Annotated in this window: 21 protein-coding genes and 2 riboswitches; of the genes, 16 read left to right on the top strand and 5 right to left on the bottom strand. The window is 72.8% G+C overall.

The window, feature by feature from the left end; genetic code table 11:
- The first annotated feature begins 9 nt into the window (after positions 1-9).
- The 4 genes from cobO (at position 10) to ABD743_RS23770 (ending at position 4197) form a co-directional block, all read left to right on the top strand.
- Positions 10-624 carry a cob(I)yrinic acid a,c-diamide adenosyltransferase gene (gene cobO, locus ABD743_RS23785; RefSeq protein WP_344724363.1) on the top strand — a complete coding sequence of 205 codons (615 nt, stop codon included), beginning with the start codon at positions 10-12 and terminating at the stop codon, positions 622-624.
- A 33-nt stretch (positions 625-657) separates the two neighbouring features.
- A complete protein-coding gene (locus ABD743_RS23780; protein ID WP_344724362.1) occupies positions 658-1635 on the top strand; it encodes an aldo/keto reductase in 978 nt (325 codons plus the stop codon).
- A gap of 90 nt (positions 1636-1725) precedes the next feature.
- A complete protein-coding gene (locus ABD743_RS23775) occupies positions 1726-3072 on the top strand; it encodes a cobyrinic acid a,c-diamide synthase CobB (RefSeq protein WP_344724361.1) in 1347 nt (448 codons plus the stop codon).
- A gap of 126 nt (positions 3073-3198) precedes the next feature.
- Positions 3199-4197, top strand: coding sequence for a patatin-like phospholipase family protein (locus ABD743_RS23770; RefSeq protein WP_344724360.1), 999 nt, complete (start codon positions 3199-3201; stop codon positions 4195-4197).
- 3 nt (positions 4198-4200) lie between these two features.
- Here ABD743_RS23770 and ABD743_RS23765 read toward each other — a convergent pair whose 3' ends face one another.
- Entirely contained in the window at positions 4201-5457 is a 1257-nt protein-coding gene (locus ABD743_RS23765; RefSeq protein WP_344724358.1) for an FAD-dependent monooxygenase, read from the bottom strand.
- Between the two features lie 135 nt (positions 5458-5592).
- Here ABD743_RS23765 and ABD743_RS23760 point away from each other — a divergent pair, with 135 nt between their 5' ends.
- The 11 genes from ABD743_RS23760 (at position 5593) to cobT (ending at position 20983) form a co-directional block, all read left to right on the top strand.
- The gene (locus ABD743_RS23760) at positions 5593-6129 is read left to right on the top strand and encodes a TetR/AcrR family transcriptional regulator (protein ID WP_344724357.1); all 537 of its coding nucleotides are present in this window, start codon (positions 5593-5595) and stop codon (positions 6127-6129) included.
- Positions 6130-6244: 115 nt separating this feature from the next.
- Positions 6245-7069 (top strand): precorrin-4 C(11)-methyltransferase, encoded by an 825-nt coding sequence (cobM, locus tag ABD743_RS23755; protein WP_344724356.1) that lies wholly within the window; start codon positions 6245-6247, stop codon positions 7067-7069.
- 478 nt (positions 7070-7547) lie between these two features.
- A complete protein-coding gene (gene cbiE / locus ABD743_RS23750) occupies positions 7548-8768 on the top strand; it encodes a precorrin-6y C5,15-methyltransferase (decarboxylating) subunit CbiE (RefSeq protein ID WP_344724355.1) in 1221 nt (406 codons plus the stop codon).
- Positions 8765-10519: a precorrin-3B C(17)-methyltransferase gene (gene cobJ, locus ABD743_RS23745; RefSeq protein ID WP_344724354.1), complete on the top strand. Its 1755-nt coding sequence runs from the start codon at positions 8765-8767 to the stop codon at positions 10517-10519. The genes cbiE and cobJ overlap by 4 nt, the downstream gene beginning before the upstream one ends.
- A gap of 25 nt (positions 10520-10544) precedes the next feature.
- Positions 10545-10678, top strand: a riboswitch (cobalamin riboswitch).
- Between the two features lie 35 nt (positions 10679-10713).
- A complete protein-coding gene (locus ABD743_RS23740) occupies positions 10714-11316 on the top strand; it encodes a precorrin-8X methylmutase (RefSeq protein ID WP_344724353.1) in 603 nt (200 codons plus the stop codon).
- Positions 11313-12230 carry a sirohydrochlorin chelatase gene (locus ABD743_RS23735; RefSeq protein ID WP_344724352.1) on the top strand — a complete coding sequence of 306 codons (918 nt, stop codon included), beginning with the start codon at positions 11313-11315 and terminating at the stop codon, positions 12228-12230. Before ABD743_RS23740 ends, ABD743_RS23735 begins: the two co-directional genes overlap by 4 nt.
- Before the next feature lie 91 nt (positions 12231-12321).
- Positions 12322-13539 carry a uroporphyrinogen-III C-methyltransferase gene (gene cobA / locus ABD743_RS23730; protein WP_344724351.1) on the top strand — a complete coding sequence of 406 codons (1218 nt, stop codon included), beginning with the start codon at positions 12322-12324 and terminating at the stop codon, positions 13537-13539.
- Positions 13540-13567: 28 nt separating this feature from the next.
- Complete coding sequence (locus ABD743_RS23725) at positions 13568-14134, top strand: cyclodeaminase/cyclohydrolase family protein (protein WP_344724350.1); 567 nt, start codon at positions 13568-13570, stop codon at positions 14132-14134.
- Between the two features lie 51 nt (positions 14135-14185).
- Positions 14186-14358, top strand: a riboswitch (cobalamin riboswitch).
- A gap of 31 nt (positions 14359-14389) precedes the next feature.
- Positions 14390-18505: a cobaltochelatase subunit CobN gene (locus ABD743_RS23720; protein WP_344724349.1), complete on the top strand. Its 4116-nt coding sequence runs from the start codon at positions 14390-14392 to the stop codon at positions 18503-18505.
- Entirely contained in the window at positions 18505-19245 is a 741-nt protein-coding gene (gene cobI / locus ABD743_RS23715; protein WP_344724348.1) for a precorrin-2 C(20)-methyltransferase, read from the top strand. Before ABD743_RS23720 ends, cobI begins: the two co-directional genes overlap by 1 nt.
- Positions 19246-19252: 7 nt before the next feature.
- On the top strand, positions 19253-20983 hold the full coding sequence (cobT, locus tag ABD743_RS23710) for a nicotinate-nucleotide--dimethylbenzimidazole phosphoribosyltransferase (protein WP_344724347.1): 1731 nt from the start codon (positions 19253-19255) through the stop codon (positions 20981-20983).
- A gap of 13 nt (positions 20984-20996) precedes the next feature.
- Here the strand turns inward: cobT and ABD743_RS23705 are convergent, their stop codons facing one another.
- Positions 20997-21491: a DsbA family protein gene (locus ABD743_RS23705; RefSeq protein WP_277398816.1), complete on the bottom strand. Its 495-nt coding sequence runs from the start codon at positions 21489-21491 to the stop codon at positions 20997-20999.
- Positions 21492-21523: 32 nt separating this feature from the next.
- On the opposite strand from ABD743_RS23705, the gene nhaA reads away from it, so the two are divergent.
- Positions 21524-22903, top strand: a complete 1380-nt coding sequence (gene nhaA / locus ABD743_RS23700; protein ID WP_344724346.1) for a Na+/H+ antiporter NhaA — start codon at positions 21524-21526, stop codon at positions 22901-22903.
- Positions 22904-22931: 28 nt separating this feature from the next.
- Here the strand turns inward: nhaA and ABD743_RS23695 are convergent, their stop codons facing one another.
- Genes ABD743_RS23695 through ABD743_RS23685 form a run of 3 tightly spaced genes read right to left on the bottom strand, consistent with a single transcriptional unit; the run spans position 22932 to position 25842 of the window.
- Positions 22932-23717 (bottom strand): ABC transporter ATP-binding protein, encoded by a 786-nt coding sequence (locus ABD743_RS23695; RefSeq protein WP_344724345.1) that lies wholly within the window; start codon positions 23715-23717, stop codon positions 22932-22934.
- Positions 23708-24748 (bottom strand): FecCD family ABC transporter permease, encoded by a 1041-nt coding sequence (locus ABD743_RS23690; protein WP_344724344.1) that lies wholly within the window; start codon positions 24746-24748, stop codon positions 23708-23710. Before ABD743_RS23690 ends, ABD743_RS23695 begins: the two co-directional genes overlap by 10 nt.
- Complete coding sequence (locus ABD743_RS23685; protein ID WP_344724343.1) at positions 24745-25842, bottom strand: ABC transporter substrate-binding protein; 1098 nt, start codon at positions 25840-25842, stop codon at positions 24745-24747. The genes ABD743_RS23690 and ABD743_RS23685 overlap by 4 nt, the downstream gene beginning before the upstream one ends.
- Positions 25843-25885 lie beyond the last annotated feature (43 nt).

Here is a 25885-nt window from a genome sequence, read left to right as displayed (position 1 = left end):
GGAACACACATGCCGCAGGGACAGGTCACGACCGTGCCGGACGACGGGCTCACCACGCGCCAACGTCGTAACCGCTCGCTCGTCGTCGTGCACACGGGGGAGATGAAGGGCAAGTCGACCGCGGCGTTCGGGCTCGCGCTGCGCGGCTGGAGCCAGGGCTGGTCGATCGGGGTGTTCCAGTTCGTCAAGTCGGCGAAGTGGAAGGTGGGCGAGGAGGCGGCGTTCCGCGCGCTCGGCCGCGTGCACGCCGAGACCGGCGAGGGCGGCCCCGTCGAGTGGCACAAGATGGGCGAGGGCTGGTCCTGGACCCGCAAGAAGGGCAGCGAGGACGACCACGCCGCTGCCGCCGCCGAGGGCTGGGCGGAGATCCGCCGCCGCATCGAGGCGCAGGTGCACAACGTCTATGTGCTCGACGAGTTCACGTACCCGATCAAGTGGGGCTGGGTGGACGTCGCCGAGGTGGTGGAGGTGCTGCGGGCCCGGCAGGGGCGTCAGCATGTGATCATCACGGGTCGGGACGCGGTGCCCGATCTGGTCGAGGCCGCAGATCTCGTCATGCAGACGACGAAGATCAAGCACCCGATGGATGCCGGGCAGAAGGGTCAGCGCGGAATCGAGTGGTAGTTCGTAGATCGCGGCAGGATTAGTGTGCCCGGAGTGGAGTACACACGACTGGGCTCAACCGGACTGCAGGTCTCGAGAGTGTGTCTGGGGATGATGAGCTACGGCTCGTCGTCCTGGCGGGATTGGGTGCTCGACATCGACGCCGCACGGCCGCAGGTGCGCGTCGCCGTCGAGGGCGGCATCACCTTCTACGACACCGCTGACGTCTACTCGCTCGGCGTCAGCGAGGAGGTGACCGGCACGCTGCTCACGGAGTTCTTCCCCCGCCGCGAGGACTACGTGCTCGCCACCAAGGTCAGGTCGCCCATGAGCGACCGTCCCAACGACGCGGGCCTGTCCCGCAAGCACATCATGGCGAGCATCGACGCCTCGCTGCGCCGCCTCGGCACCGACTACGTCGACCTCTACCAGATCCACCGCTGGGATCCGGAGACGCCGATCGAGGAGACGATGGAGGCGCTGCACGACGTCGTGAAGGCGGGCAAGGCCCGCTACATCGGCGCGTCCAGCATGTACGCGTGGCAGTTCGCGAAGGCGCAGTTCACCGCCGACCTGGGCGGCTGGACGCGGTTCGTCGCGATGCAGGACCACTACAACCTGATCTACCGCGAGGAGGAGCGGGAGATGCACCCGCAGTGCCTCGACCAGGGCGTGGGGGTCATCCCGTGGAGCCCGCTGGCCCGCGGGCGCCTCGCCCGCGTGCCGGACCAGCACGGCACCACCACCCGCTCGTCCGGTGGCGACCCGATCGCCGACCGCATGTACAACGAGTCCGACGAGGCTGTCGTGCACGCCGTCGCCGACGTGGCGAAGGCCCGCGACCTGCCGCTCGCGCAGGTGGCCTTGGCCTGGATGCTGCACAAGGAGGCGATCACCGCACCGATCGTCGGGGCCACCAAGCCCGGACACATCGAGGACGCGGTGGCCGCGGTCGACATCGAGCTGTCCGACGAGGAGATCGCGGCGCTCGAGGCCCCGTACGTCCCGCACCCCGTCCTCGGCCACCAGTAACCGCCGGGACCGACGCCACATGGACACATCACGCTGTTCGGCCGCCGGCCTGAACCGCGACACGTGTCCATGTGGCGGACGGAGCCGTCGGTGACGGCGCGAGCGCTCGTCGTCGCGGCCCCGTCGTCCGGCAGTGGGAAGACCACCGTCGCCACGGGGCTCATGGCCGCTCTGCGCGGGCGGGGCACCGCCGTGGCGCCGTTCAAGGTGGGGCCGGACTACATCGATCCCGGCTACCACACGCTCGCCGCCGGCCGGGTGGGCCGCAACCTCGACCCGGTGCTCGTCGGCACCGAACGGATCGCGCCACTCGCCCGCCATGGCTCCGCCGGAGCCGAGGTCGCCGTCGTCGAAGGGGTGATGGGCCTCTTCGACGGTCGGCTCGCCGACGGTCACGGCTCGACGGCGCAGGTGGCGGGCCTGCTCGGGGCGCCGGTCGTGCTGGTCGTCGACTGCCGTGGGCAGTCGCGCAGCCTGGCGGCGCTCCTGCACGGGTTCCGGTCGTTCGATCCCGAGGTGCGGCTCGCGGGTGTCGTCCTGAACCAGGTGGGCAGCGAGCGGCACGAGACCGTGCTGCGCGCTGCCGCCGAGGAGGCCGGACTCCCGGTGCTCGGGGCGTTGCCGCGCCGCGACGCACTCGCCGTCCCGTCACGGCACCTCGGGCTCGTCACCGCGGCCGAGCACGGGGCGGCGGCGGTGTCGGCCGTTGCCGCGATGGCCGAGCTCGTGGCCGCCCACGTCGACCTCGACGCCGTGGTGCGGCTCGCCGAACCCCTGCCGCAGGGGCCGGCCTGGTCGGCCGCCGACGCAGTTCACGCGGTGGCCCGGGCGCCGGAGCGTCCGGCTCTCCGCACGGCCGTGTTCGGCGGGCCTGCGTTCACGTTCGGCTACGCGGAGCACGTGGAGCTGCTGACGGCAGCGGGCGCGGAGGTCGTGGTGGTCGACCCGCTGCGGGACGAGACCCTGCCCGACGGCACCGCGGCGCTCCTGCTGCCCGGCGGGTTCCCGGAGGAGCATGTCGCCGCGCTGGGAGCGAACGAGGGGCTGCGGGCCGCGGTCGCGGCGCTCGCCGCGTCCGGAGCGCCGGTACACGCCGAGTGCGGCGGGCTGCTCTACCTCTGCGAGTCGCTCGACGACGCGCCGATGTGCGGGGTGCTGCCGGCGCGCGCCGCGATGACCGGGCGGCTCACGCTCGGGTACCGCGACGCCGTCGCGCTCACCGGATCGCCGCTCTTCCCTGCAGGCGCCCGGGTGGCCGGTCACGAGTTCCACCACTGCGCGGTGACACCCGCGGCGGGGTCGGCGCCGGCCTGGGGCTGGCGTGGCGCCGCGCCGGAGGGATGGGTGCTCGGCGGGGTGCATGCGTCCTTCCTGCACACCCATCCCGCGGGAGATCCGGATGCTGTTGCCCGTTTCGTCGGTGCCGCAGCCCTGTAAGACGTGATTCGCCGGTGCTCCCTTTTCGCCGTCCTCGTTGCTACCGTGCAGTAACGGGTCCTCGGCGAGGAGGTCACCATGCCGGACCGCCTTCGTGCAACGAACGCTTCACGACGAGCTCCGACGGTGGGTCTGGTGCTCGGCGCCGGCGGCATCCTCGGATCGGCCTGGATGGTCGGAGCGCTCTCCGCAGTGGCGGCGGCCCTGGATCGCCCCCTCGGCGACGTCGATCTCGTTCTCGGCACGAGCGCGGGCAGCGTGCTTGCGGCCGCCCTGCGGTCCGGCATCGACGTGCCGGAGCTACTGGCGCACCAGCGGGGCATCGACCCGATCGGCGTCGCGGACCGGCGGCCCGAGGAACTGCCGGAGATGCAGGCGATCGACCGCGAGTCCGGCGACGGGCTCCCGCCGTTGCCGCTGCCCCTCCTCGGTTCCCCCCGGCTGCTTCTCGCCGCCGCGATGCCGCCGTGGCGGATCGACCCGGTGATCGCGGCGTCGGGCCTGCTGCCGCGTGGCCGGGGACGTATGGGATCGCTCGTCCGGATGGTCGAGGTCCTGCAGGCCCGGATCGGCATCACCCCCGACGGCTGGGTGCCCGGAGCGCCGTTGTGGGTGGTCGCCGTCGACTACGACAGCGGCGAGCGGGTCGTCTTCGGCCGGCCCGGTGCGCCCGCGTCGTCGGTGGCCGAGGCGGTGCTGGCGTCCTGTTCGATCCCCGGCTGGTTCGCGCCCCAGATGATCGGCGGGCGCCGGTACGTCGACGGCGGGGTGGCCTCGTCGACGTCGCTGGGCCTGCTGTCCCGACCCGACGCGCCGCGGCTCGACGAGGTGTACGTGCTCGCGCCGCTGGCCAGCCACTCCTACGACCGGTCCCTCGACCCGATCGTCGGTATGGAGCGGGGCGTCCGGCGTCTGATCACCCACTGGCTCGACGCCGAGGTCGAGGCGCTGCGGGCCACCGGCACCCGCGTCACGGTGCTGATGCCGGGCGCGGACGACCTGCTGGCGATGGGCGGCAACCTGATGAACCCGCGGCGGCGCGAGCAGGTGCTGGACACCGCGCTGACCACGGCGGCCGCGACGCTGTCCCACGCGATCGACGACGGGAGGAGAGCGGCGGCCTGATGATCACTGCGAGATCCGGTTCTCGGCCCGGGGGAGGGCGGACCGCCGGATCTCGCGGCGATCATCGCGGGCATAGTCGTGCAGTTCCAGGCTGCGGGTCGCCCGTTCCGCCCCGCCGGTGACAAGCGACTTCGCCGGGCCCAGCCGGGGCAGCGCCGAGATGATCCGGTCGCGCAGCCAGATTCGAGCCCGGGTCCTGGGGATCAGGGCGGCCCCACCGGTCTTGGCGATCCTCTGCCCGCGTTCGACGAACCCGCGCAGCTCCCGCTCGTACGCCGGGAACGCCACGCTGTGGTCGCCCCCGGCGACGGCCAGCTCGCCTGCCAGCACGTACGCGCCGACGAGCGCGAGGCTCGTACCCTGCCCGGACAGCAGCGCCGGGGCGTACCCGGCGTCACCGACCACGGCGGCCCGGCCGGCGGTCCAGCGGGGCATCCGGATCTGGCTGACGGAGTCGAAGAAGAAGTCATCCGCCGTACGCATCGCCGCGACCAGCCGCGGGACCTCCCACCCGCCGCCGGCGAAGGCCTGCGCCACGAGCTCGCGTTGCTGGTCGAGATCGGTGTGGTCATAGCGCAGCTCCGGCGCGGCGAAGGCCAGCATCGCGGTCGGCCGGTCCTGCCCGCCCACCGCGTACCAGCCCGCGAGCCGACCCGGTGTGTTGTGCACCATCACCTCGTGGCTGAGGCCGAGGCCGTCGTCGACGGAGAAGCCGGCGAAGTAGAAGCCGAGGTCGTGGCGGAACTCGCGTTCCGGCCCGAAGACGAGGCGGCGGACATTCGAGTGCAGGCCGTCGGCGCCGACCACCAGGTCGACCGTGCGCGGCCGGCCGCGCCGGAACGTCACGTGCACGCCGTCGTCGCCCTGCTCGATCGTGCTGATGGAGTCGTCGAACACGTACTCGACGTCGTTCCGCGTGTGTTCGTAGAGCACGGACGTGAGCGCACCCCGCGGCACCTCGATGTCGTGACCTGCGGTGGTGCTCATCATGTCGTCCATGTTCATGCCGGCGGTGCGACGGCCGGAGGCATCGACGAAGGTGATGCGCTGCGTGTCGACGTGCGCCGCCCGTAACTGCGACAGCACACCCATCCGGTCGACGACGTCGACAGCGATGCCGCGGATGTCGATGGGGTAGCCGTTGCCCCGCACCGTCGCCGCGCGCTCGACGACCACCGGCCGGAAGCCGTGGCGATGCAGCCAGTACGCCAGGGCGGGGCCGGCGATGCTGGCGCCGGAGATCAGGACGGTGCGGGTCATGTCGGCCTCCCGATACGAGGAATCTACTTGCCGCACGGTAAGTCACGAACTAACCGTGCGGCAAGTAGATAACCGTCCGGCAGGCAAGAAGCTAAGCTTCCGGAGCCGTATCCGGATCCGCCGAGGAGACCTCCCGTGCCGCGACGCAGTGCCGACACCCGTGCTGAGATCCGGGCGGTTGCGCTCGAGCTGTTCGCACAACGGGGGTTCGAGCAGACGAGCCTGCGCGAGATCGCCGAGCGGCTCGACATCACCAAGGCGGCGCTCTACTACCACTTCCCGTCGAAGGACAAGCTGATCTCCGACCTCTTCAGCCCGTTGGTCGTGGACCTCGAGGCGTTCAGCATCGATGCCATGGCCTCCGGTCCGGAGGGGATGCGGGCCACGCTCGACGGCTATCTCGAGCTGTGCCACCGGCACAAGATGCTGTTCCAGGGCTTGCTGCGCGACTTCGGAGCGCTCGCCCGGCTGGACGTGCTCGACGCCCTCGTCCGCAAGCGGGTCGAGCTGGACCGGGCGCTGGTGGGCAGCGACCGCCCCGCCGACCGAGCCCGCGCCGTGATCGCCTTCGGCGGGCTGCAGGACTGCGTGGTCCTGATGGCCGAGGAGCCACTCGAGTCCTACCGGACGGCGGCGGTGGACGCCGCGCTGCGAGCCCTCCTGCCTGACTGATCACCGTGAGATCCGGGTTTCGGCCCTGGGGAGGGCCGAAAGCCGAATGTCGCGACGATCATGACGGCGGCCGCTGGTTGGACTTGGCCGAGTAGCGCGGCACAGACTGTCGGGCGTGGATCGCGGGAGAGTGTCGTTCGTCGGGGCCGGGCCGGGGGCCGCGGATCTGATCACGTTGCGTGGCGCGCGGCGGATCGCCGAGGCCGACGTGGTGATCTGGGCTGCGAGCCTCGTCATGCAGGAATGCATCACCGAGCACGCCCGTGCCGAGGCCGAGCTCGTCGACTCCTCGACGATCGCGCACGAGGACGTGCTGGCGCTCTACCGCCGGGCGGCCGCTGAGCGGCTCAAGGTCGCTCGCGTGCACTCCGGGGATCCATCGCTGTGGGGAGCCGTGCAGGAGCAGTACGACGCGGCGCAGGACTTCGGCCTCGACGTCGAGATCGTGCCCGGCGTCTCCGCATTCGGGGCCGCCGCCGCCGTCGCGGGCCGGGAGCTGACAATTCCCGAGGTGGCTCAGTCGGTGGTGCTCACGCGGCTCGAGGGCGGCAAGACGCCGATGCCCGAGCGGGAGAAGCTGCGCGAGTTCGCCCGCCACGGCACCACGATGGCGATCTTCCTGTCCGCGGCCAGAACGGCCCAGATGGTCGACGAGCTGCGCGCAGGCGGCTACCCGGACGACACCCCCGTCGTGGTCGCCTACCGCACCAGCTGGCCCGACGAGCTGACACTGCGCTGCCGGCTCGACGAGGTCGAGGCCGTGTGCAAGGAGCGCAAGCTGTGGCGGCAGACGTTGTTCCTGGTCGGCCCCGCGCTCGGGTCAGCGGGCACCCGCAGCCACCTCTACCACCCCGGGCACTTCCACACGTTCCGCAAGCCCGACGCGGCCGCCCGCCGGGAACTGCGGGCCGCCCGCGCCGCAGGACGCCCGGCCCCGTGAGAAAACGAGCGGCCCTTCCGCACGAACCTATGGGCCGAGAGTCCCGTTCGTGCGGGATGTGGCGGGCGGGCCCACCGGGTGCGGGGCCGGTGCGCCCGCCAGTAGCTGGACGAGCGGACCGTCCGGGCGGACCTAGTGGGCGAGAGTGCCGTTCGTGCGGGAGCGGGCGGGCGTTCCGTTCGTTCGGGAGATGCTGGGCCGGCCTGCTGGATGCGGGCCTCGGCGGGCCACCGCTTGCTGGACGAGCGGTCCGTCCGGGCGGACCTAGTGGTCGAGAGTGCCGTTGGTGCGGGAGGTGGCGGGCGGGCCCGCTGGGTGCGGGGCGTGTGGGCCCGCCGGTTGCTGGACGAGCGGACCGTCCGCGCGGACCTATTGGTCGAGAGTGTCGTTCGTTCCGGAGATCCGTGGCGCCCCCGGTCGGGGCGGGGTCCGTGGGCAATGGGCGAGCGGTCCGTTCGGGCGGATCTAGCGCGCGGGTGTGCCGTTCGTTCGGGTCGGGGGCGGCGTGACGCTCACCGTCATCGGAGTTGACGGGGGGCCGCTGCCCCCGGGTGCCGAGTCGGCGCTTGCTGCGGCGGAGGTCGTGGTCGGGGCTAGGCGGCATTTGCAGCGGCTGCCGGTGCCTGCTGCGGCTGAGCAGTTCGTGCTCGGGCCCGTCGAACCCGCGCTCGAGAAGCTTGCCGGGCGCCGGGCCGTGGTGCTGGCCAGCGGGGATCCCGGCTTCTTCGGGATCGTGCGCCTGCTGCGCGAGCACGGTCACGAGCCCGTCGTGCTGCCCGCGCTGTCGAGCGTGCAGCTGCTGGTCGCCCGGGCCGGCCGATCGTGGGACGACGTGGCGGTGGTCAGCGCGCACGGGCGTGACCTGGGTCCCGCGGTGAACGTCTGCCGTGCGCGGGCGGCCACGGCCGTGCTCACCGGGCCGGGTGCCGGGCCCGCCGAGATCGGTGCCGCGCTCGACGGGTGGCCGCGCACCCTCGTCGTGGCCGAGGACCTCGGCGGTCCGGACGAGCGGGTGACGACGGTGCCGGCCGCAGAGGCCGCTGCCCGTTCGTGGCACCCGCTGAGCGTGCTGCTGTGCTTGCGTCCCGATGACGAAGCGGCGGGCCGGGGTTGGTACGCCGGTGGCGAGCCGGTGCCGCCGGCCGGCGGGTGGGCGTTGCCGGACGAGGCGTTCGCGCACCGCGCGGGGATGGTGACGAAGGCCGAGGTGCGGGCCGTCGCGCTGCCCCGGCTCGCACCTCGTCCGGGCACGCTGGTCTGGGACGTCGGTGCGGGGTCGGGCTCGGTCGCGGTCGAGTGCGCCCGGCTCGGCGCGGCGGTACTCGCGGTCGAGCGACGGGACGACGACGTCGCCCGGGTGCGGGCCAACGCGAGCACCCACGGCGTCGAGGTCAGGGTGGTGCCGGGCGTGGCGCCTGCCGTGTTCGCCGGGCTCCCGCACCCGGACGCCGTGTTCGTGGGCGGCGGAGGGCCGGAGGTCGTCGCCGCGGCAGCGGCCGTCGGACCGCGACGGATCGTCGCCGCGCTCGCCGCGCTGGACAGGATCGCTCCGACCCGCGCCGCCCTCACAGCCGCCGGATACGCCGTCGGCGGAGTGCAGGTGGCGGCGAGCCGCCTGGCGGAGCTGCCCGACGGCTCGGTGCGGCTCGCGGCCACCAATCCGATCACGCTCGTCTGGGGAGAGGTTCAGGATCGATGACGATCGCGCTGTTCGCCGTCACCGAGGCAGGCCGCCGGGCCGCCGCCGAGGTGACAGGCCCGCTCGGCGCCACCGCGCACGAGCTCGGTGAGTTGCCGAAGCTGTGGCCCGGACTGGACGGGGCGGTGTTCTTCCTCGCCACCGGAGCGACCGTGCGGCTGATCGCCCCGTTGCTGGCCGACAAGCGCACCGACCCTGGCGTGGTCTGTGTGGACGAGGCGCGCCGGTTCGCCGTGGCGCTCACCGGCGGCCACGAGGGCGGGGCGAACGCATTGGCCACCCGGGTCGCGGCGCTGCTGGGCGCCCAGCCGGTGATCACCACGGCGTCCGACGCGGTGGGCAGCACCGGCCTCGACGAGCTGGTGCAGCTGCTCGGTGCGGCCGTCGACGGCGATCTCGCCGCCGCCGGCACGGCGCTTCTGGACGGGGCCGCGCGACTGGAGAACCCGCTCGGCTTCCCGTTACCCCCAGTCCCACCCACGACCGGCGAGGCCCGCCACACGATCGTGATCACCGACCGCGCGGGGCCCTCGGGGGCACCGACCACCCGGAGCGTTGCGGCGAGCGGTGCGACCGAGCAGGGAGCCCCGGAAACGGGCGGGGATGGCACTGCGGTCACCCGGCTCGTGCCTCCCACGCTCGTCGTGGGGATCGGGAGCGCCCGCGGCGTTCCGGCGGAGGCGGTGGCGGCGACGCTGCGCCGGTTGGAGGCCGAGTACGGCCTCGACCCCCGCGCGGTCCGCGCCTTCGCGAGCGTCGACCTGAAGGCCGCCGAGCCCGGCATCCTCGCCGCGATCGCCCCGGCCTCGCTGCGCACCTACCCGGCTGCCGCGCTGGCTTCGATCGAGGTGCCCAACCCCAGCGAGGTCGTGCGGAGGGAGGTGGGCACGGCCAGTGTCGCGGAGGCGGCAGCGCTGCATGCTGCGGCCGAGCTGGCCGCCGGAGCGCCCATCGAGCTGGTCGTCGAGAAGATCAAGGGCGACAACGTGACGGTCGCGGCGGCGCGGATCCGCCCGCGCGGGCGGCTCGCGATCGTCGGGCTCGGGCCCGGTGCCGCCGACCTGCGGGTACCGCGGGCCGAGGCGGAGCTTCGCCGCGCGTCGATCGTGGTGGGGCTCGACCAGTACGTCGACCAGGTGCGCCACCTTCTGCGACCGGGCACCGAGGTGCGGGCCAGCGGTCTCGGCGACGAGGAGCAGCGCGCCGCCGACGCCGTCGCCCTCGCCGCGAAGGGGCACGCCGTGGCCCTGATCGGCTCCGGCGACGCCGGCGTGTACGCGATGGCGAGCCCGGCGCTGCAGGGTGCGGGGGCCGACATCGAGGTGGTCGGGGTGCCCGGGGTGACCGCAGCGCTCGCCGCCGCGTCCCTGCTCGGCGCCCCGCTCGGCCACGACCACGTGCTGATCTCGCTCTCGGACCTGCACACGCCGTGGGAGGTCATCGAGCAGCGCGTGGCGGCCGCTGCGGCGGCGGACCTCGTCACCTGCTTCTACAACCCGCGCAGCCGTGACCGGCACTGGCAGCTCGGGGCGGCCCTCGAAGCGTTCCGGGCACACCGGCCGCCCACCACCCCCGTTGGCGCGGTGCGGCAGGCGGGCAGGCCGGGGCAGCGGGTGTGGACCGCCGCGCTGGCGGACTTCGACCCCGCCGAAGTGGACATGCTGACCACCGTGGTCGTGGGCTCGTCGGCGACGCGGATGGTCGCCGGACGGATGGTCACCCCCCGCGGATACCGCTGGACCACCCGATGATCGTGCACCTGGCCTGCGGTTCTCCGTGTTCGCGGCGAGCGCGGGTTATGCTCGCGATCGATCGGCAGCGAGGAACCCGGTGTGAAACCGGGGCGGTCCCGCCACTGTGACCCCGGTTCATCGGGGAAGCCAGACCCCCGCCGCCGATGGCCATCGACCCGTCCGGGCGCGGACACCCGGGGAGGAGAACAAGCGTGCGCAGCAGCGTGCACCCCATCGAGGTGGAGTCGTACGCGATCCTGCGTTCGCGCCTCGACACCACCGATCTGCCGCCGCTGACCCGTGCGGTCGTCGAGCGGGTCGTCCACACCAGCGCCGACCCGAGCTGGGCCGGTGACCTGGTCTGCGACGAGCAGGCGTTGCGCGCCGGTCGCGCCGCACTGCTCGCCGGAGCGCCGCTGGTGACGGACGTGCGCATGGTCGCGGTCGGTGTCACCTCCCGGCCCGCGACGGTGGCCCTCGACCTGCCCGGTGTGCGTGAACTCGCGGCCGCCGACGGGCTCACGCGCTCGGCGGCGGGGATCCGCGCCGCCGTTCGTGAGCATCCGGCGGGTGCCGTCTGGGCCATCGGCAACGCCCCCACCGCGCTGGTCGAACTGCTGAGGTGCGCCGCATCGGGCCTGGTCACCACACCGCTCGTGGTGGGGCTGCCTGTCGGGTTCGTCGGCGCGGTGGCGGCGAAAGCCGCCCTGCGCGCCGCCAGGTTGCCTGCGGTGTCCAACCGCTCCGAACGGGGTGGGGCGGCCGCGACGGCTGCCGCCGTCAACGCGTTGCTGTACAGCGAGGAGACCGCATGAACGTCCCGCCGGTGCTGCTGGTCGGCCACGGAACGGTGGACGCCACGGGCGTCGCCGAGTTCGTGGCGTTCACCGGACGGGTGCGGCGCCGGCTCGCCGCCGAAGGCATCGACGTCGACGGCGGGTTCATCGAGCTGTCGCAGCCAACCGTCCACGAGGCGTGGACGGCGTTGGCGGGCCGCAGCCACACCAGGATGGCGGCGGTGCCGATGGTGCTCGTGGCCGCCGGGCACGCCAAGGGCGACATCCCCGCGGCCCTGCAGCGCGAGGTGCTGCGCGATCCGGCCACCAGCTACGTGTTCGGCCGCCCGCTCGGCCCGCACCCGGTGCTGCAGGAGTTGCTGGACGAGCGGATCGCGGCCGCGCTGAACGGCGAGGACTGCACCGGCACGGCCGTGCTGCTGGTCGGCCGCGGCTCCACCGACCCGGACGCCAACGCCGAGGTCTGCAAGGTCGCGCGGTTGCTGCAGGAGGGCAGGCCGTACGACTTCGTCGAGCCTGCATTCGTCTCGCTCGCCCGGCCGGACGTCGCCACCGGGCTCGCGCGGTGCCGGGCGCTCGGGGCGCGCCGGGTCGTCGTGGCGCCCTACTTCCTGTTCGACGGCGTGCTGCCGCGCCGTGTCGTCGAACAGTCCCTGGCGTTCGGGGTGGAGCATCCGGACGTCGAGGTCCGCGTCGCGGACTACCTGGGCGACTGTGACGAGCTCGCCGGGCTGGTCGTCGAGCGCTACCGCGAGGCGCTGCACGGCGACATCAGGATGAACTGCGACACCTGCGCCTATCGGGTGCTGCTCCCCGGTTTCGAGGACAAGCTCGGCGCGGCGCAGACTCCCCACCACCATCCGGACGACCCGGCGCACGGTCATGGGCACGGCCACGGGCATGCGCGCGTCGACGCGGTCGTTGGGGAGTGAGTATGAGCGAGTGTGCGAGCGAATCAGTGTCACAGCGCCTTCGCACGGTGACGTCTCCCGATGGACCGCCCGAGCGCAGCGAGGGCGAGCGATGAGCGAGCAGCACTACCTCGTCGGTCTCGACCTGGCCGGGCGCCGGGTCGTCGTGGTCGGTGGGGGCACGGTGGCGCAGCGGCGGGTCGTCGGGCTCCTCGCGGCGGGTGCCGACGTGGAGATCGTGGCGCCCGAGGTCACGCCGGCCGTCGAGGGGATGGCCACGGCGCAGGAGCTGCGCTGGACCGCCCGCCGTTACCGCGACGGCGACCTCGACGAGGCCTGGTACGCCCTGGCCTGCGCCGACGATCCCGCCGTGAACGCGGCGGTCGCCGAGGAGGCGCAACGGCGGCGCATCTTCTGCGTGCGTGCCGACGACGCCCCGTCGGGCAGCGCCGTCACCCCGGCCGTCGGCCGGCACGACGGGCTCACTGTCGGAGTGCTGGCCGGGCGACGCCCGCGCCGCTCGGCCGCGGTGCGCACCGCGTTGGTGGAAGCGCTGCAGACGGGGCTCGTGGACGACTCCGTCGAGCCGGTCCGGCCCGGCGTGGCGCTGGTGGGCGGCGGCCCCGGCGACCCCGAGCTGATCACCGTGCGCGGCAGGCGGTTGCTCGCGCGGGCCGACGTCGTGATCACCGACCGGCTCGGTCCCCGTGAGCTGCTCGACTCCCTCGCTCCGCACGTCGAGGTGATCGACGCGGCGAAGATCCCCTACGGGCGTGCGATGAACCAGGCCCGGATCAACGACCTGCTGGTGGAGCACGTGCGGGCCGGGAAGTTCGTGGTGCGGCTCAAGGGCGGTGACCCCTACGTCTTCGGCCGGGGGTTCGAGGAGGTGCTCGCGTGCGCCGAGGCGGGTGTGCCGGTCACCGTCGTCCCGGGCGTGACCAGCGCGTTCGCCGCTCCGGCCGTCGCCGATGTGCCGGTGAGCCACCGCGGCGTGGCCCACGAGATCGTGGTGGTCTCCGGGCACGTGCGGCCCGGCGACCCGCGCAGCCTCGTCGACTGGGGGGCGCTGGCGCGGTTGCGGGGCACGCTCGTACTGCTGATGGCGGTGGAGCGGATCGCTCTGTTCGCCGAGACGCTGATCGAGGGAGGCCGCCCTGCCGACACACCCGTGGCGGTGGTGCAGGACGGCACGATGCGGATTCAACGCGCGGTCCGCGCCACGCTGGCGACGGTGGCCGATGCCGTGCAGGAGCAGGGGATCCGGCCGCCGGCGGTGGTCGTGATCGGCCCGGTCGCCGGCCTGGTCCCCGGCCCCGTCACCGACTGACCTACGCCCCCGATCGGAGGAGCCGAACGTGGCGGAAGCCAGGGGTTCACTGCTCGATCTGACCGTCCGCGACCTGCTCGACGTGATGGCCGCGCGCACGCCGGCGCCGGGCGGTGGCGGTGCTGCGGCGCTGGCCACGGCGATGGCGGCGGCACTCACTGGGATGGCCTCGAGGTTCGACAACGGGGCCGCGGCCACCAGGAGCGACGATCTGCGCCACCGCGCGGCGGCGCTCGCTGATGCCGACGCCTTGGCCTACGGGACCTTCCTCACGGCCGTCCGGCTCCCGCACGACGATCCCGGACGGCCCGCTGCCGTCGCCGAGGCCCGGCGGGGCGCGATCGGGGTGCCCGCGGAGATCGGAGAGCTGGCCGCGGAGGTCGCCGAGCTGGCCGCGGGCCTCGCCCGGCACGGCAACCCGCAGCTTCGCGGGGACGCCGTGGCCGCGGTCCGGATCGCCGCGGCGGCCGCAGGCACAGCCGCCGAGCTGGTCGCCGCCAACGTCCACGGCGAGGAGGGCGTGGCCGACCTGGAACGCGTCCGTCTGCTCGCCACCGCGGCAGGCGACCACGCGACCGAGCTCGATCCCGACTGACGGGGCGCGCCGGGCGGTGCCTGACCTCTCGTTGACCGCGGGTACGACGCTGTGATCTGGTGTGACGGACGGCAGTGGAGGAAGCCGGTGTGAATCCGGCGCGGTCCCGCCACTGTCACCGGGGAGCGGACGTCCAGCCGAACGACCACTGCCGAGAGGCGGGAAGGTCGGACGGACCGCGCTGATCCGGGAGCCAGGACACTCGCCGCCGTCGTACGTCCCCGAGCAGAGGGCGCGGACCCTCGAGGAGAAGCGATGGGCGCTCTGCGCAGCGCTGGTGGAGACACCGGCCCCGTCCTGCTGTTGTCCACCGCCGACACGGAACTGCTGGCCGCCCGCAGCTCCGGAGCGCTCTACCGCACGGCCAACCCGGCACGCGTCGAGCCTGCGGGGTTGCCCGCTCTGCTCGACGGAGTGTCGGTGGTGGTGCTGAGGCTGCTCGGCGGGCGGCGAGCCTGGCCCGAAGGCGTGGATGCGCTGGTGGCGTCGGGGCGACCGGTGGTGCTGCTCGGCGGCGAGTCCGCGCCGGACGCCGAGCTGATGGCGGCATCGACGGTGCCGGCGGGCGTGGCGTCCGAGGCGCTCGCCTACCTCGCCGCCGGTGGCCTGGACAACCTCCGTGAGCTGCACCGGTTTCTGTCCGACACGGTGCTCCTGACCGGCGAGGGGTTCGCCCCGCCGGCACCGGCTCCCGAGTTCGGGGTGCGCGGCGAGCGCGAGCAGCGCCCCGGCCGTCCGACCGTCGGTGTGGTGTTCTACCGCGCCCACGAGCTGTCGGGGAACACCGCGTTCGTCGACACGCTCTGCGACGCGATCGAGGCCCGGGGAGCCAACGCGCTGCCGGTGTTCTGTGGATCGCTGCGCGGCGCCGACCCGGCGCTTATGGAGCTGCTCGGCCACGCCGACGCCCTGGTCGCCACGGTCCTCGCGGCAGGCGGCACCCGGGCGAGCGACGCCGTGGCGGGCGGCGAGGAGGACTCGTGGGACGCCGGTGCGCTCGCGACGCTCGACGTGCCGGTGCTGCAGGGGCTCTGCCTGACCACGTCCCGGGCGACCTGGGCGGAGTCCGATGCGGCGCTGTCGCCGATGGACGCCGCGATGCAGGTGGCGATCCCGGAGTTCGACGGCCGGTTGATCACGGTGCCGTTCTCGTTCAAGGAGACGGCCCCAGGCGACGACGTGCCGGTGTACGTCGCCGACCCCGAGCGTGCCGCCCGCCTCGCCGGGATCGCCGTGCGGCACGCCCGGCTGCGCGCCACGCCCGTGGCCGAGCGGAAGCTCGCCGTCGTGCTGTCCAGCTACCCGACGAAGCACGCCCGGGTCGGCAACGCGGTCGGGCTGGACACGCCGGCGTCCGCTGTGGTGCTGCTGCGCGCCCTGCGCGATGCCGGGTACACCGTCGGCGACTTCCCCGAGGACTCCGACGCGCTCATCCACACCTTGATCGCCGCAGGCGGGCACGACGTCGAGTGGCTCACGGAGGAACAGCTGGCCGCCGCTCCGTCGCGGGTGCGCCTCGCCGACTACAGCCGCTGGTTCGACGCGCTGCCCGCCGAGCTGACCGACGGGATCCGCGAGCACTGGGGCGAGCCGCCGGGCTCGCTCTACGTCGACGGAACCGACGTCGTGCTGGCATCTCTGCAGTTCGGGAACGTGGTGCTGATGATCCAGCCGCCGCGTGGGTTCGGCGAGAACCCGGTGGCGATCTACCACGACCCGGACCTGCCGCCCTCGCACCACTACCTGGCCGCGTACCGGTGGCTCGACCACGAGTTCGGCGCCGACGCCGTGATCCACCTCGGCAAGCACGGCACGCTCGAATGGCTGCCCGGCAAGGGGCTGGGGCTGTCGGCGGAGTGCGCCCCCGACGCCGTGCTCGGCGAGCTGCCGCTGATCTACCCGTTCATCGTCAACGACCCCGGCGAGGGCACGCAGGCCAAGCGCCGCGGGCACGCCGTGGTCGTCGACCACCTGGTGCCGCCGATGGCGCGCGCCGACACCTACGGCGAGATGGCCAAGCTCGAGCAGCTCCTCGACGAGTACGCCACCGTCGCGGCGATGGACCCGGCGAAGCTCCCGGCCCTGCGCGCCCGCATCTGGGAGGTCGTCACCACCGCACAGCTGCACCACGACCTGCACGTCGACTCGGCGCCGGGGGAGCAGGAGTTCGACGACTTCGTCCTGCACATCGACGGCTACCTGTGCGAGGTCAAGGACGTCCAGATCCGCGACGGGCTGCACATCCTGGGTGCGGCACCGCGCGACGAGGCACAGATCAACCTCGTGCTCTCGATCCTGCGCGCCACGCAGGTCTGGGGCGGGAAACGCGCACTCCCCGGCCTCCGAGCAGCGCTGGCGGCATGGGCGGGCCTGGACGAGCAGACCCTCCTCGCCGCGCCCGGGGAGCCGATCGCAAAGCTGGACGAGCGGGCCGTTCGCGCGGACGTAGCGGGCGAGAGTGCCGCTCGCGCGATGGGGGCGGAGCAAGGGGAGCGAGGGCTGGGAGAGCCAGGCTCGGCGTCCGGGCTGGACGAGCGGGCCGTTCGCGCGGACGTAGCGGGCGAGAGTGCCGTTCGTACGGGGGAGAGCGCGGGGCTGGGTGGCCCGGGTGCTGTTCCCGAGTTGGACGAGCGGGCCGTTCGCGCGGACCTAGCGGGCGAGAGTGCCGTTCGTTCCGTGGGGGCGGGGTTCGGGGCGGACCCTGGGCTGGACGAGCGGGCCGTTCGCGCGGATCTGGCGGGTGAGAGTGCCGTTCGTTCCGTGGGGGCGGGCCCGCCTGTGCTCGCTCCCGGGCCGGACGAGCGGGCCATCGGTATCGACCTGACGGACGAGAGTGCCGTTCGTTCGGTGGGGGCTCCGCTGGCGCGGCTCATCGGGGTTGTCGGGGGGCCCGCCGTCACCGGGGCCGATCTCGTCGATGTGCTGGAGGGGGTTGCCCGCGCGCTCGTCACCGGGGTGCAGGCCCGGGGCTGGAGCGGACCTGCGGCGGTCTGCGCGGAGCTGCTCGGCGAGGAGATCCCCGACGTCGTGGCCGTGCTGGAGTTCGGGTGCACGGAGGTCGTGCCGCGACTGGAGCGCACCACCGACGAGGTCACCGGCGTGCTGCACGCCCTCGACGGCGGCTACGTCCCGGCGGGGCCGTCCGGCTCGCCGACGCGCGGCCTGGTGAACGTGCTCCCGACCGGGCGCAACTTCTACTCGGTGGACCCCAAGGCGATCCCGTCGCGCTCGGCGTGGGAGATCGGGAGCGCACTGGCCGACTCGCTGGTCGCCCGTCACCTCGCCGACACCGGTACGTACCCCCGCAGCGTCGGCCTGACGGTCTGGGGCACGTCGGCGATGCGTACCCAGGGCGACGACATCGCCGAGATCCTCGCGCTGATCGGCTGCCGCCCCGTCTGGGACGACGCCTCGCGGCGCGTCACCGGCGTCGAGGTCGTGCCGGCGCAGGAGCTGGGCCGCCCGCGCATCGACGTCACCGTGCGCATCTCCGGGTTCTTCCGCGACGCGTTCCCGCACGTCATCGCGCTGCTCGACGACGCCATCCGGATGGTCGCCGAGCTGGACGAGCCCGCCGAGCAGAACCACCTGCGAGCCCACGTCGAGGAGGACGTGGCGGTGCACGGCGACCGCCGCCGCGCCACGTCCCGGATCTTCGGCTCGAAGCCCGGCGCCTACGGTGCGGGGTTGCTTCCGCTCATCGACGCTCGCAACTGGCGCAGCGACGCCGACCTCGCCGAGGTCTACGCCGTGTGGGGCGGATACGCCTACGGCCGCGGCCTCGACGGGCGCGAGGCGCGGGCGGACATGGAGCAGTCGTTCCGCCGGATCGCGGTGGCGGCGAAGAACCAGGACACCCGCGAGCACGACATCGTCGACTCCGACGACTACTTCCAGTACCACGGCGGGATGGTCGCGATGGTGCGTGCGCTGACCGGCCGCTCGCCCGCCGCGTACGTGGGCGACTCCGCCGTGACCGACGCCGTGCGGACGCGGACGCTCGCCGAGGAGACCAAGCGGGTCTTCCGGGCGCGCGTGGTGAACCCGAAGTGGATCGCGGCGATGCAGCGCCACGGGTACAAGGGCGCGTTCGAGCTCGCCGCCACCGTCGACTACCTCTTCGGGTACGACGCCACGGCGGGCGTGGTGGACGACTGGATGTACGCCCAGCTCGCCGAGAGCTACGTCTTCGACGCCACCAACCGGGAGTTCATGCAGCGGTCGAACCCATGGGCGCTGCGCGGGATCACCGAGCGGCTGCTGGAGGCCGCCGACCGTGGGCTGTGGGCCAAGCCCGACGACGCCGTGCTCGACCGGCTGCGTCAGACCTACCTCGATCTCGAAGGCGACCTCGAAGGGGAGGGCGCGTGATGGCAGGCACGCTGGTGGGGGTGGGGGTCGGCCCGGGCGATCCCGAGCTCGTCACGGTCAAGGCGGCCAACCTGCTGGGTTCGGCCGACGTCGTGTTCGTGCCCGTCGCCGACTCCGGCGAGACCGGACGCGCCGAGCAGACCGCGCTCTTCTACGCCGAGGCGTGGCGGATCGAGCGCGTGGTGTTCGCGCTGCACGACCGTGAGCACACACAGCGCCGGGAAGAAGCGTGGGATGCGGCCGCCGCCCAGGTGGCGCGCTGGTTCGACGAGCATCCGGGCGGCACGGCCGTGTTCGCGACGATCGGCGACCCCTGTGTGTACTCGACGTTCACCTACCTCGCCGCGTCCGTGCGTGCGGTGGTCGGCGAGCTGTCGGTCGAGCTGATACCCGGCATCACCGCGATGCAGGACCTGGCCGCGCGCAGCGGGACGTCGCTGGTGGAGGGGCGCGAGTCGCTCGCCCTGTTCCCCATGACCGCCGGACCCGAGCGGTTCCGGGAGGCACTGGAGCGCGGGGACGCCGTGGCGGCCTACAAGTTCGGCCGGATGCTGCCCGCCACCCTCGCCGTCCTGCGTGAGACGGGCCGTCTCGACGACGCGGTGTACGGCGCCGGGCTGGGCCTCGCGGGGGAGGACATCCGCCCGGCCCGCGAGCTCGACCCGGACGAACACGGTCCTTACCTATCCACGCTGGTCGTCCCGCCGAAACGCTCGGGGCGCGGCCACGGACTGCGCTGACGCACCCGTGGACCCCGACGCGTTCTACGAGGTCGTGCACTCCCGGCGGGACGTTCGCTCGGGTTTCCTGCCCGACGCGCCCGTCGACGACGCCGTGCTCCGCCGCGTGCTCGCCGCCGCCCACGCCGCCCCGAGCGTCGGGTTCTCCCAGCCGTGGGACTTCCTCGTCATCCGGGACCGGGGCGTGCGGCAGCGGGTGCACGCGCACGTCACCGCCGCGCGTCTCGCCTACGCAGGCTCACTCCCGGGTGCGCGGGCCGTCGCGTTCCGGGACCTGAAGATCGAGGCGATCCTGGACGCCTCGCTCAACATCGCCGTGACCTGCGACCCGACCCGCGGTGGGGGCCACACGCTGGGCCGCCAGACCCAGCCGCGGATGGCGCCGTACTCGACGGTCCTCGCCGTGCAGAACCTGTGGCTCGCCGCGCGGGCCGAGGGCCTCGGGGTCGGCTGGGTCAGTTTCGGCGACGAGCGCGAGGTGGCAGCGCTGCTCGATCTGCCGCCGCGGCTGGAGCTCGTGGCCTACCTGTGCGTCGGGCCCGTTGCCGCCTTCGCGGCCGAGCCGGAGCTCGCCACGGCGGGCTGGGCGCATCGCCGGCCGTTGGGCTGGGCCGTGCATCACGACCGGTACGGACAGCGGGGGCTGCCCGGGGAGGAATCGATGGACCTGCTCGCCGAGACCGTTGGGGCGATCACCGCGCCGGACGCACAGGCGCGCGCCGCCGCAACTGAGCGCCTCGACCGCATGACGAAGCCCCGCGGCTCGCTGGGGCAGGTCGAGGACGTGGCCGTGACGCTCTCCGGGATCGCCGGGACCTGCCCGCCGCCGGTGCCCGAGCCCGCTGCTGTGGCCGTGTTCGCCGCCGACCACGGCGTGCACGCCCAGGGCGTCTCGCCGTGGCCGCAGGAGGTCACCGCACAGATGGTGGGGAACTTCCTGGCCGGTGGGGCCGTGGTCAACGCCTTCGCCCGGCGGTTGGGGGCGGAGGTGTGCATCGTCGACGTGGGGGTGGCCGGGTCGATCGAGGGCTCCGGCGCTGCTACGGGCCTCCTGCCGCGCCGCATCGCGCCTGGCACGGCCGACATGACCGCCGGACCGGCCCTCACCCGCGAGCAGGCCCAGGCGGCGGTGGAGGTGGGCATCGAGACCGCCCGGGACCTCGTCGCGGCAGGCAACCGGTGTCTCGTCACGGGTGACATGGGCATCGCCAACACCACCGCGGCCGCGGCCCTGATCTGCGCTTTCACCGGCACCACCCCGGATGCGGCGACGGGGCGGGGCACCGGCATCGACGACGCGATGCTCGCCCACAAGACCGCGGTGGTGGCCGCGGCCCTGGAGCGGCACGAGCCCGACCCGCGTGACCCGATCGGCGTACTCGCTGCGTTCGGCGGGCTCGAGCACGCGGCACTGGCGGGGTTGGTGCTCGGTGGCGCGGCATTACGGGTGCCGGTGCTCTTGGACGGAGTGAACGCCGGGGCAGCCGCGCTCGTGGCCGGCGCCTTCGCACCGACCGCGGTGGGTTACTGCGTGGCCGGGCACCGTTCGGCCGAGCCCGGACACGCCTTCGCCCTCGCGCACCTGGGCCTGGAGCCGTTGCTCGACCTCGGGATGCGGCTGGGCGAGGGCACCGGTGCCCTGCTGGCTCTGCCCGTTCTGCAGGCTGCCGTGCAGGCGCTGCTGGACGTCGCCACGTTCGACGCGGCCGGCGTGGCGGACAAGGACGAGACGGCCTGACCGTCCGTTCGCCCTACTCCAGCAGCGCCGCGATCAGGTCTCCGACGGAGACGGCACCGTGGTACTGCCGCCCGTTGACGAAGAGTGTGGGGGTGCCTCGTACGCCGCTGCGGACTCCCGAGTTGAAGTCGGCCTCCACGCGGTCCTCGACGAACTGTGTGGCGGGCCACACCACCTTCTCCGGCGGGATCCCGAGCTCCTCCGCGTAGCGGCGCAGGTCCTCCTGCCGCAGCGCGGGCTCGTCGCCCGAGAAGAGCTTGTCGTGCATCGGCCAGAACTGACCCTTGAGGGCCGCGGCCTCCGACGCGACAGCGGCCGAGAGCGCGTAGGGATGCAGCTCGGCCAGCGGGAAGTGGCGGAACGCGAAGACGAGACGGGTGCCCAGACGCTCGCGCACCTCCTCGATCACCGGGGCCGCCTTCCGGCAGTACGGGCATTCGAAATCGCCGTACTCGAGGAGCGACAGCTCCGCTCCGAGTACGCCCTGTAGGTGGTCGTAATTCCCTATCCGGGGGTCGAGAGTGATCGTGACCTCCAGTGATGTGCGTCGGGCGCCCGAAACCCGGATGGCAGTATCCCCCCGTGGCAGTGACGACCTTAACCGAGCGCGGCGAGCTGAGTCGCGCGGCGCGGTCCTTCATGCGGACCGAATCCGGATCGGCCGTGCTGCTTCTCAGCGCCGCGGTGCTGGCACTGATCTGGGCCAACATCGGCGGCTACGAGGAGTTCTGGCACACGCCGCTCTCGTTCTCGGTCGGTTCCCTCGACCTGACCCTCGACCTGCGCCATTGGGTCAACGACGGCCTCATGGTGCTGTTCTTCCTCAGCGTCGGGCTGGAGATATCGCGCGAGACCGTGCTGGGCGAGCTGCGGGGCGTGCGGGCGCTCGCCACGCCGGCGGTGGCTGCCATCGGCGGCCTGATCCTACCGGCTGCGATCTTCCTGCTGTTCAACGCGAGCGGACCGGCTGCAGGCGCGTGGGGCATCCCGATCTCGACCGACACGGCGATCGTCATCGGCATGCTCGCGCTTATCGGGCCGCGTTGCCCGGATCAGCTCCGGGTGTTCCTGCTCGCGCTCGCGATCGTCGACGACATCGGTGCCGTGCTCGCGATCGCCATCTTCTACACCCACCAGGTGAATTACACGGCGCTGCTCCTGGCCGTCGTTCTGTTCCTGGCGCTCTTGGGGCTGCGATTCGTCGATTTCTGGCGCACGCCGATCTACGTCGTGATCGCGGTGGTGATGTGGGTCGCGGTGCTGGAGTCCGGCGTGCACCCGAGCGTCGTCGGCGTCGCGCTCGGCCTGCTCGTCAACGCCTACGCCCCGCGGCCACGCGACATCGCCAGGGTGCAGGTGCTGGGCGGCAGCCTGCTTGTCGACCCCAGCCCGGAACGAGCCCTCGCCGCCCAGGCCGCCGCGGCGGAGGCCGTGTCGCCGAACGAGCGGCTGCAGCTGCGCATCCAGCCGTGGAGCAGCTACGTGATCGTCCCGATCTTCGTGCTGGCCAACGCCGGTGTGGTGCTCTCGGGCGAAGCAATCGCCGCTGCCGTGGCGTCGCCGCTCTTCTGGGGCATCGTGGTGGGCCTGACGGTCGGCAAGCTGGTCGGGGTCAGCCTGGGCACCTGGGTAGCGCTGCGCCTCGGGATCGGACGGGTGCCCGACACACTGCGGTGGGGCCAGCTGATCGGTGGCGCCGGGCTCGCGGGCATCGGGTTCACGGTCGCCCTGTTCATCACCGAACTGGCCCTGACCGACCCGGTGCTGGTGAACGACGCGAAGATCGGCATCCTCGCCGGTTCGATCCTGGCGGGAGTGATCGGCTGGCTGATCTTCCGGCTGGCCGGGGAACGAGGCGGCCAGTGCGCTCCGAGCGGGCTCCCGGTGCTGCCGCCACGCCCCTGGCGACCGCCTGCATGACGATCGCGCCCGACCACCGCGCCCGCGGTCACATCATCGGCACGCACGACCGCACGATGGTTCCGTCGGGTGCGGTGGCCCGGACGACCAGCACGTCCTCGCCGTAGGCGTCGCTGAGGCCGTCCTGGTCGAGGACATCGTCGGGTGCTCCGACCTGCAGCGTTCCGTCCGGCCGCAGCAGCGCCGCCGTGGAGGCCACGGCGAACGCGTGGTCGGGCGCGTGGGAGATCATCACGATCGCGAGACCCGCATCCGCGAGCATGCGGATGCGGCGCAGCACGCGAGCTTGGTTGCCCAGATCCAGGTTCGACGTCGGCTCGTCCATCACCAGCAGCGCGGGCTCCTGGGTGAGGGCCCGGGCGATGAGCACCATCTGCTGCTCACCCCCGCTGATGTGCCCGAACGACCGCCCGGCCAGGTGGGTGATTCCGAGGCGCTCCATGTTCTGCTCGGCGACGAGCACGTCCGCCCGCCCCGGTGAGGCCGCGACGCCCAGGTGCGGGGTGCGGCCCATCAGCACCACATCCGCCACGCGGAACGGGAACGGCGACGTGTGGGCCTGCGGGACGTAGGCGACGGTGCGGGCGAACTCCCGGCGTCCCCAGTCGGCCAGGTCTCGCCCGTACACCCGGACGCGCCCTCCGCGCAGCGGCAGGAACCCGAGCAGCGATTTGAACAGCGTGGTCTTGCCCACACCGTTGGGGCCCAGCACGCACAGCACCTCGCCGGCCGCCACGGTGAACGAGACACCCTTCACGATGTCGGCGCTGCCGTAGCCGCACCGCACGTCCTCGACGCTCAGGACTACGTCCACGACCGCCTGCCGCGGGCCAGCAGGAGCAGGAAGAACGGGGCGCCGACCAACGCCGTGAGGATGCCGAGGGGCACCTCGACACTCAACGCCGAGCGGGCGATGTCGTCGACGACGAGGAGGAAGATCGCGCCCAGCAACGCCGACGCAGGCAGGGCGCGCCGCGCGTCGGGGCCCACGAGCATCCGGGCGACGTGCGGGATCACCAGCCCCACCCACCCGACCATGCCGGCGGCCGAGACGGCGGCGGCGGTCATCAGCGTGGCGCCGACGATGACGAAGCCCTTGACGACGTGTGGCCGCACCCCCATCGAGGCAGCTTCCTCGTCGCCGAACGACAGGACGTTCAGCCGCCAGCGCAGCACCATCAGCGGCACCAACCCCACCAGGATCGGGATGATGATCGGCAGCACGTTCTGCCGGATCGACACGGTGTCCAGGCCGCCCAGCAGCCAGAAGGTGATCTGCGGCAGCTTGTTGTCCGGGTCGGCCACGTATTTCGTCAGTGAGATCAACGCGGAGCACAGGCTCGACACCACGATCCCGGAAAGCACGAGGGTCAGCGTGGACTCGCTGCCGCGCCCGACCACCGTGCCCACCGCGTACGTGACGAGCACGGCGACGAGGCCCAGCACGAACGCCGAGAGTTGCACCGCCGGGCCGGTCCACGACAGCAGGATCCCGATCGCGGCACCGAGCCCCGCTCCGCCCGAGGCCCCCAGCAGGTCGGGGGAGACCATCGGGTTGCGGAACAGCGTCTGGTAGGCCGCGCCCGCCGCGGCGAGTGCGCCCCCGACGAGCACCGCAGCCACGATCCTCGGCATCCGGATCAGCCAGACCGTGGTGTCGTCGGGCCCGTAGACCTGCGACGGCTGTCCGGTCACGTGGGCGTACAGCACGTGGAGGACGAGCTCGGGGGAGAGCGCCGTCACGCCCACCGCGAACGACAGCACGGCGGTGGCCAGCAGGAGGACGATCAGCCCGGCGACCACCGGGACCGCACGCGCGCGGCGCCCCGGCTTCGCCGGGATCACGCCGGATCCTGGCCCGCGATGATCCGATTCGCCTGGTCGTCGGTCAGCGTGAAGTGCAGGAACCGGGAGTAGAAGCTCTTCGTCTCCGCGGCCATGTCCAGGTCGGGGAACAGCTCGGGGTGCAGCGTCTTCGCGGCCCACTGGACCTGCAGGGCTTCCTCGATGCCGTAGCGGTCCCAGTGCCAGCCGCCCGTGGGGTTGATGTAGGCCTTGTGATCGCGCACCGCGGCCATCCGGCTCCAGAACGGATCGTCGGTGAGCTTCTGCAGGGTCTGCGCCCCGGTGTCGTTGCCGACGAATGCGCTGCTGGCCAGGATGATCACGTCCGGGTTCCACTGCGACACCTGCTCGGTGGACACCGGGCGCGCGTTGCCCTCCACCTGAGCGGCATTGCGTCCGCCCGCGGCCGTGATCCAGGCGTCGATGATGCTGCCGGTGCCGTCGACGACGAGCGGGTCGAGCGAGTAGATGTGCAGCACGCTGGGCCGCTGCGCCTCCGGGATCGAGGAGGTCGCCGAGGTCACGGCAGTGAGCTTGTCGTCGAGGTACGACGTGTAGGCCTGCGCCTGCGCCCGGGCGTCGGAGCCGAGGACGTCGGCGGTGGTGGCCACCATCTTCTTCAGGTCGTCGTAGGTCTGGAAACCGAGCTGGACGGTGGGGATACCCAACTCGCTGGTCGAGGCCCCGATCTGCGTGCTCTTGTCGCTGAACAGGACGTCCGGGCGGGCCTGGATCAGCTTCTCCGTGCTGACGGTGCTTGTGGTGAACACGGTTGCGGCGTTGTCGAGCGACGGCTGCACCGTGTAGAGCCACGGCGTGGACTGGTGGGTGAGCACGGTGGCGACGATCCGGTCGCCGGCCCCCAGCATCTGGACCACCTCGTTGTGGGCGGGCCAGGCATCCGCGATCCGGCTGACGGTTTCCGGCACCGCCACGGCCGTGCCGGTGGAGTCGGTGATCGTGCGCGTGCCCGCTACGGGAGCGGCCTCACCGGCGCCCGCGTGCTCGTCCGCGGGCTGGCCGCAGCTCGCCAGCAGGGCAGCGGCGAGCACCCCCACCACCGAGAAGACGATTTTGTGACGGGGCGTGCGCATGCTCGACATCCGTTCGGTCCGTACTCCGGGCGGCTCCCGGCCT

This window comes from Pseudonocardia yunnanensis (genome assembly GCF_039534065.1).
Taxonomy (GTDB): Bacteria; Actinomycetota; Actinomycetes; order Mycobacteriales; family Pseudonocardiaceae; genus Pseudonocardia; species Pseudonocardia yunnanensis.
Note: the sequence above shows the minus strand (reverse complement) of the source record. Positions and strands in the feature narration are given on the sequence as shown.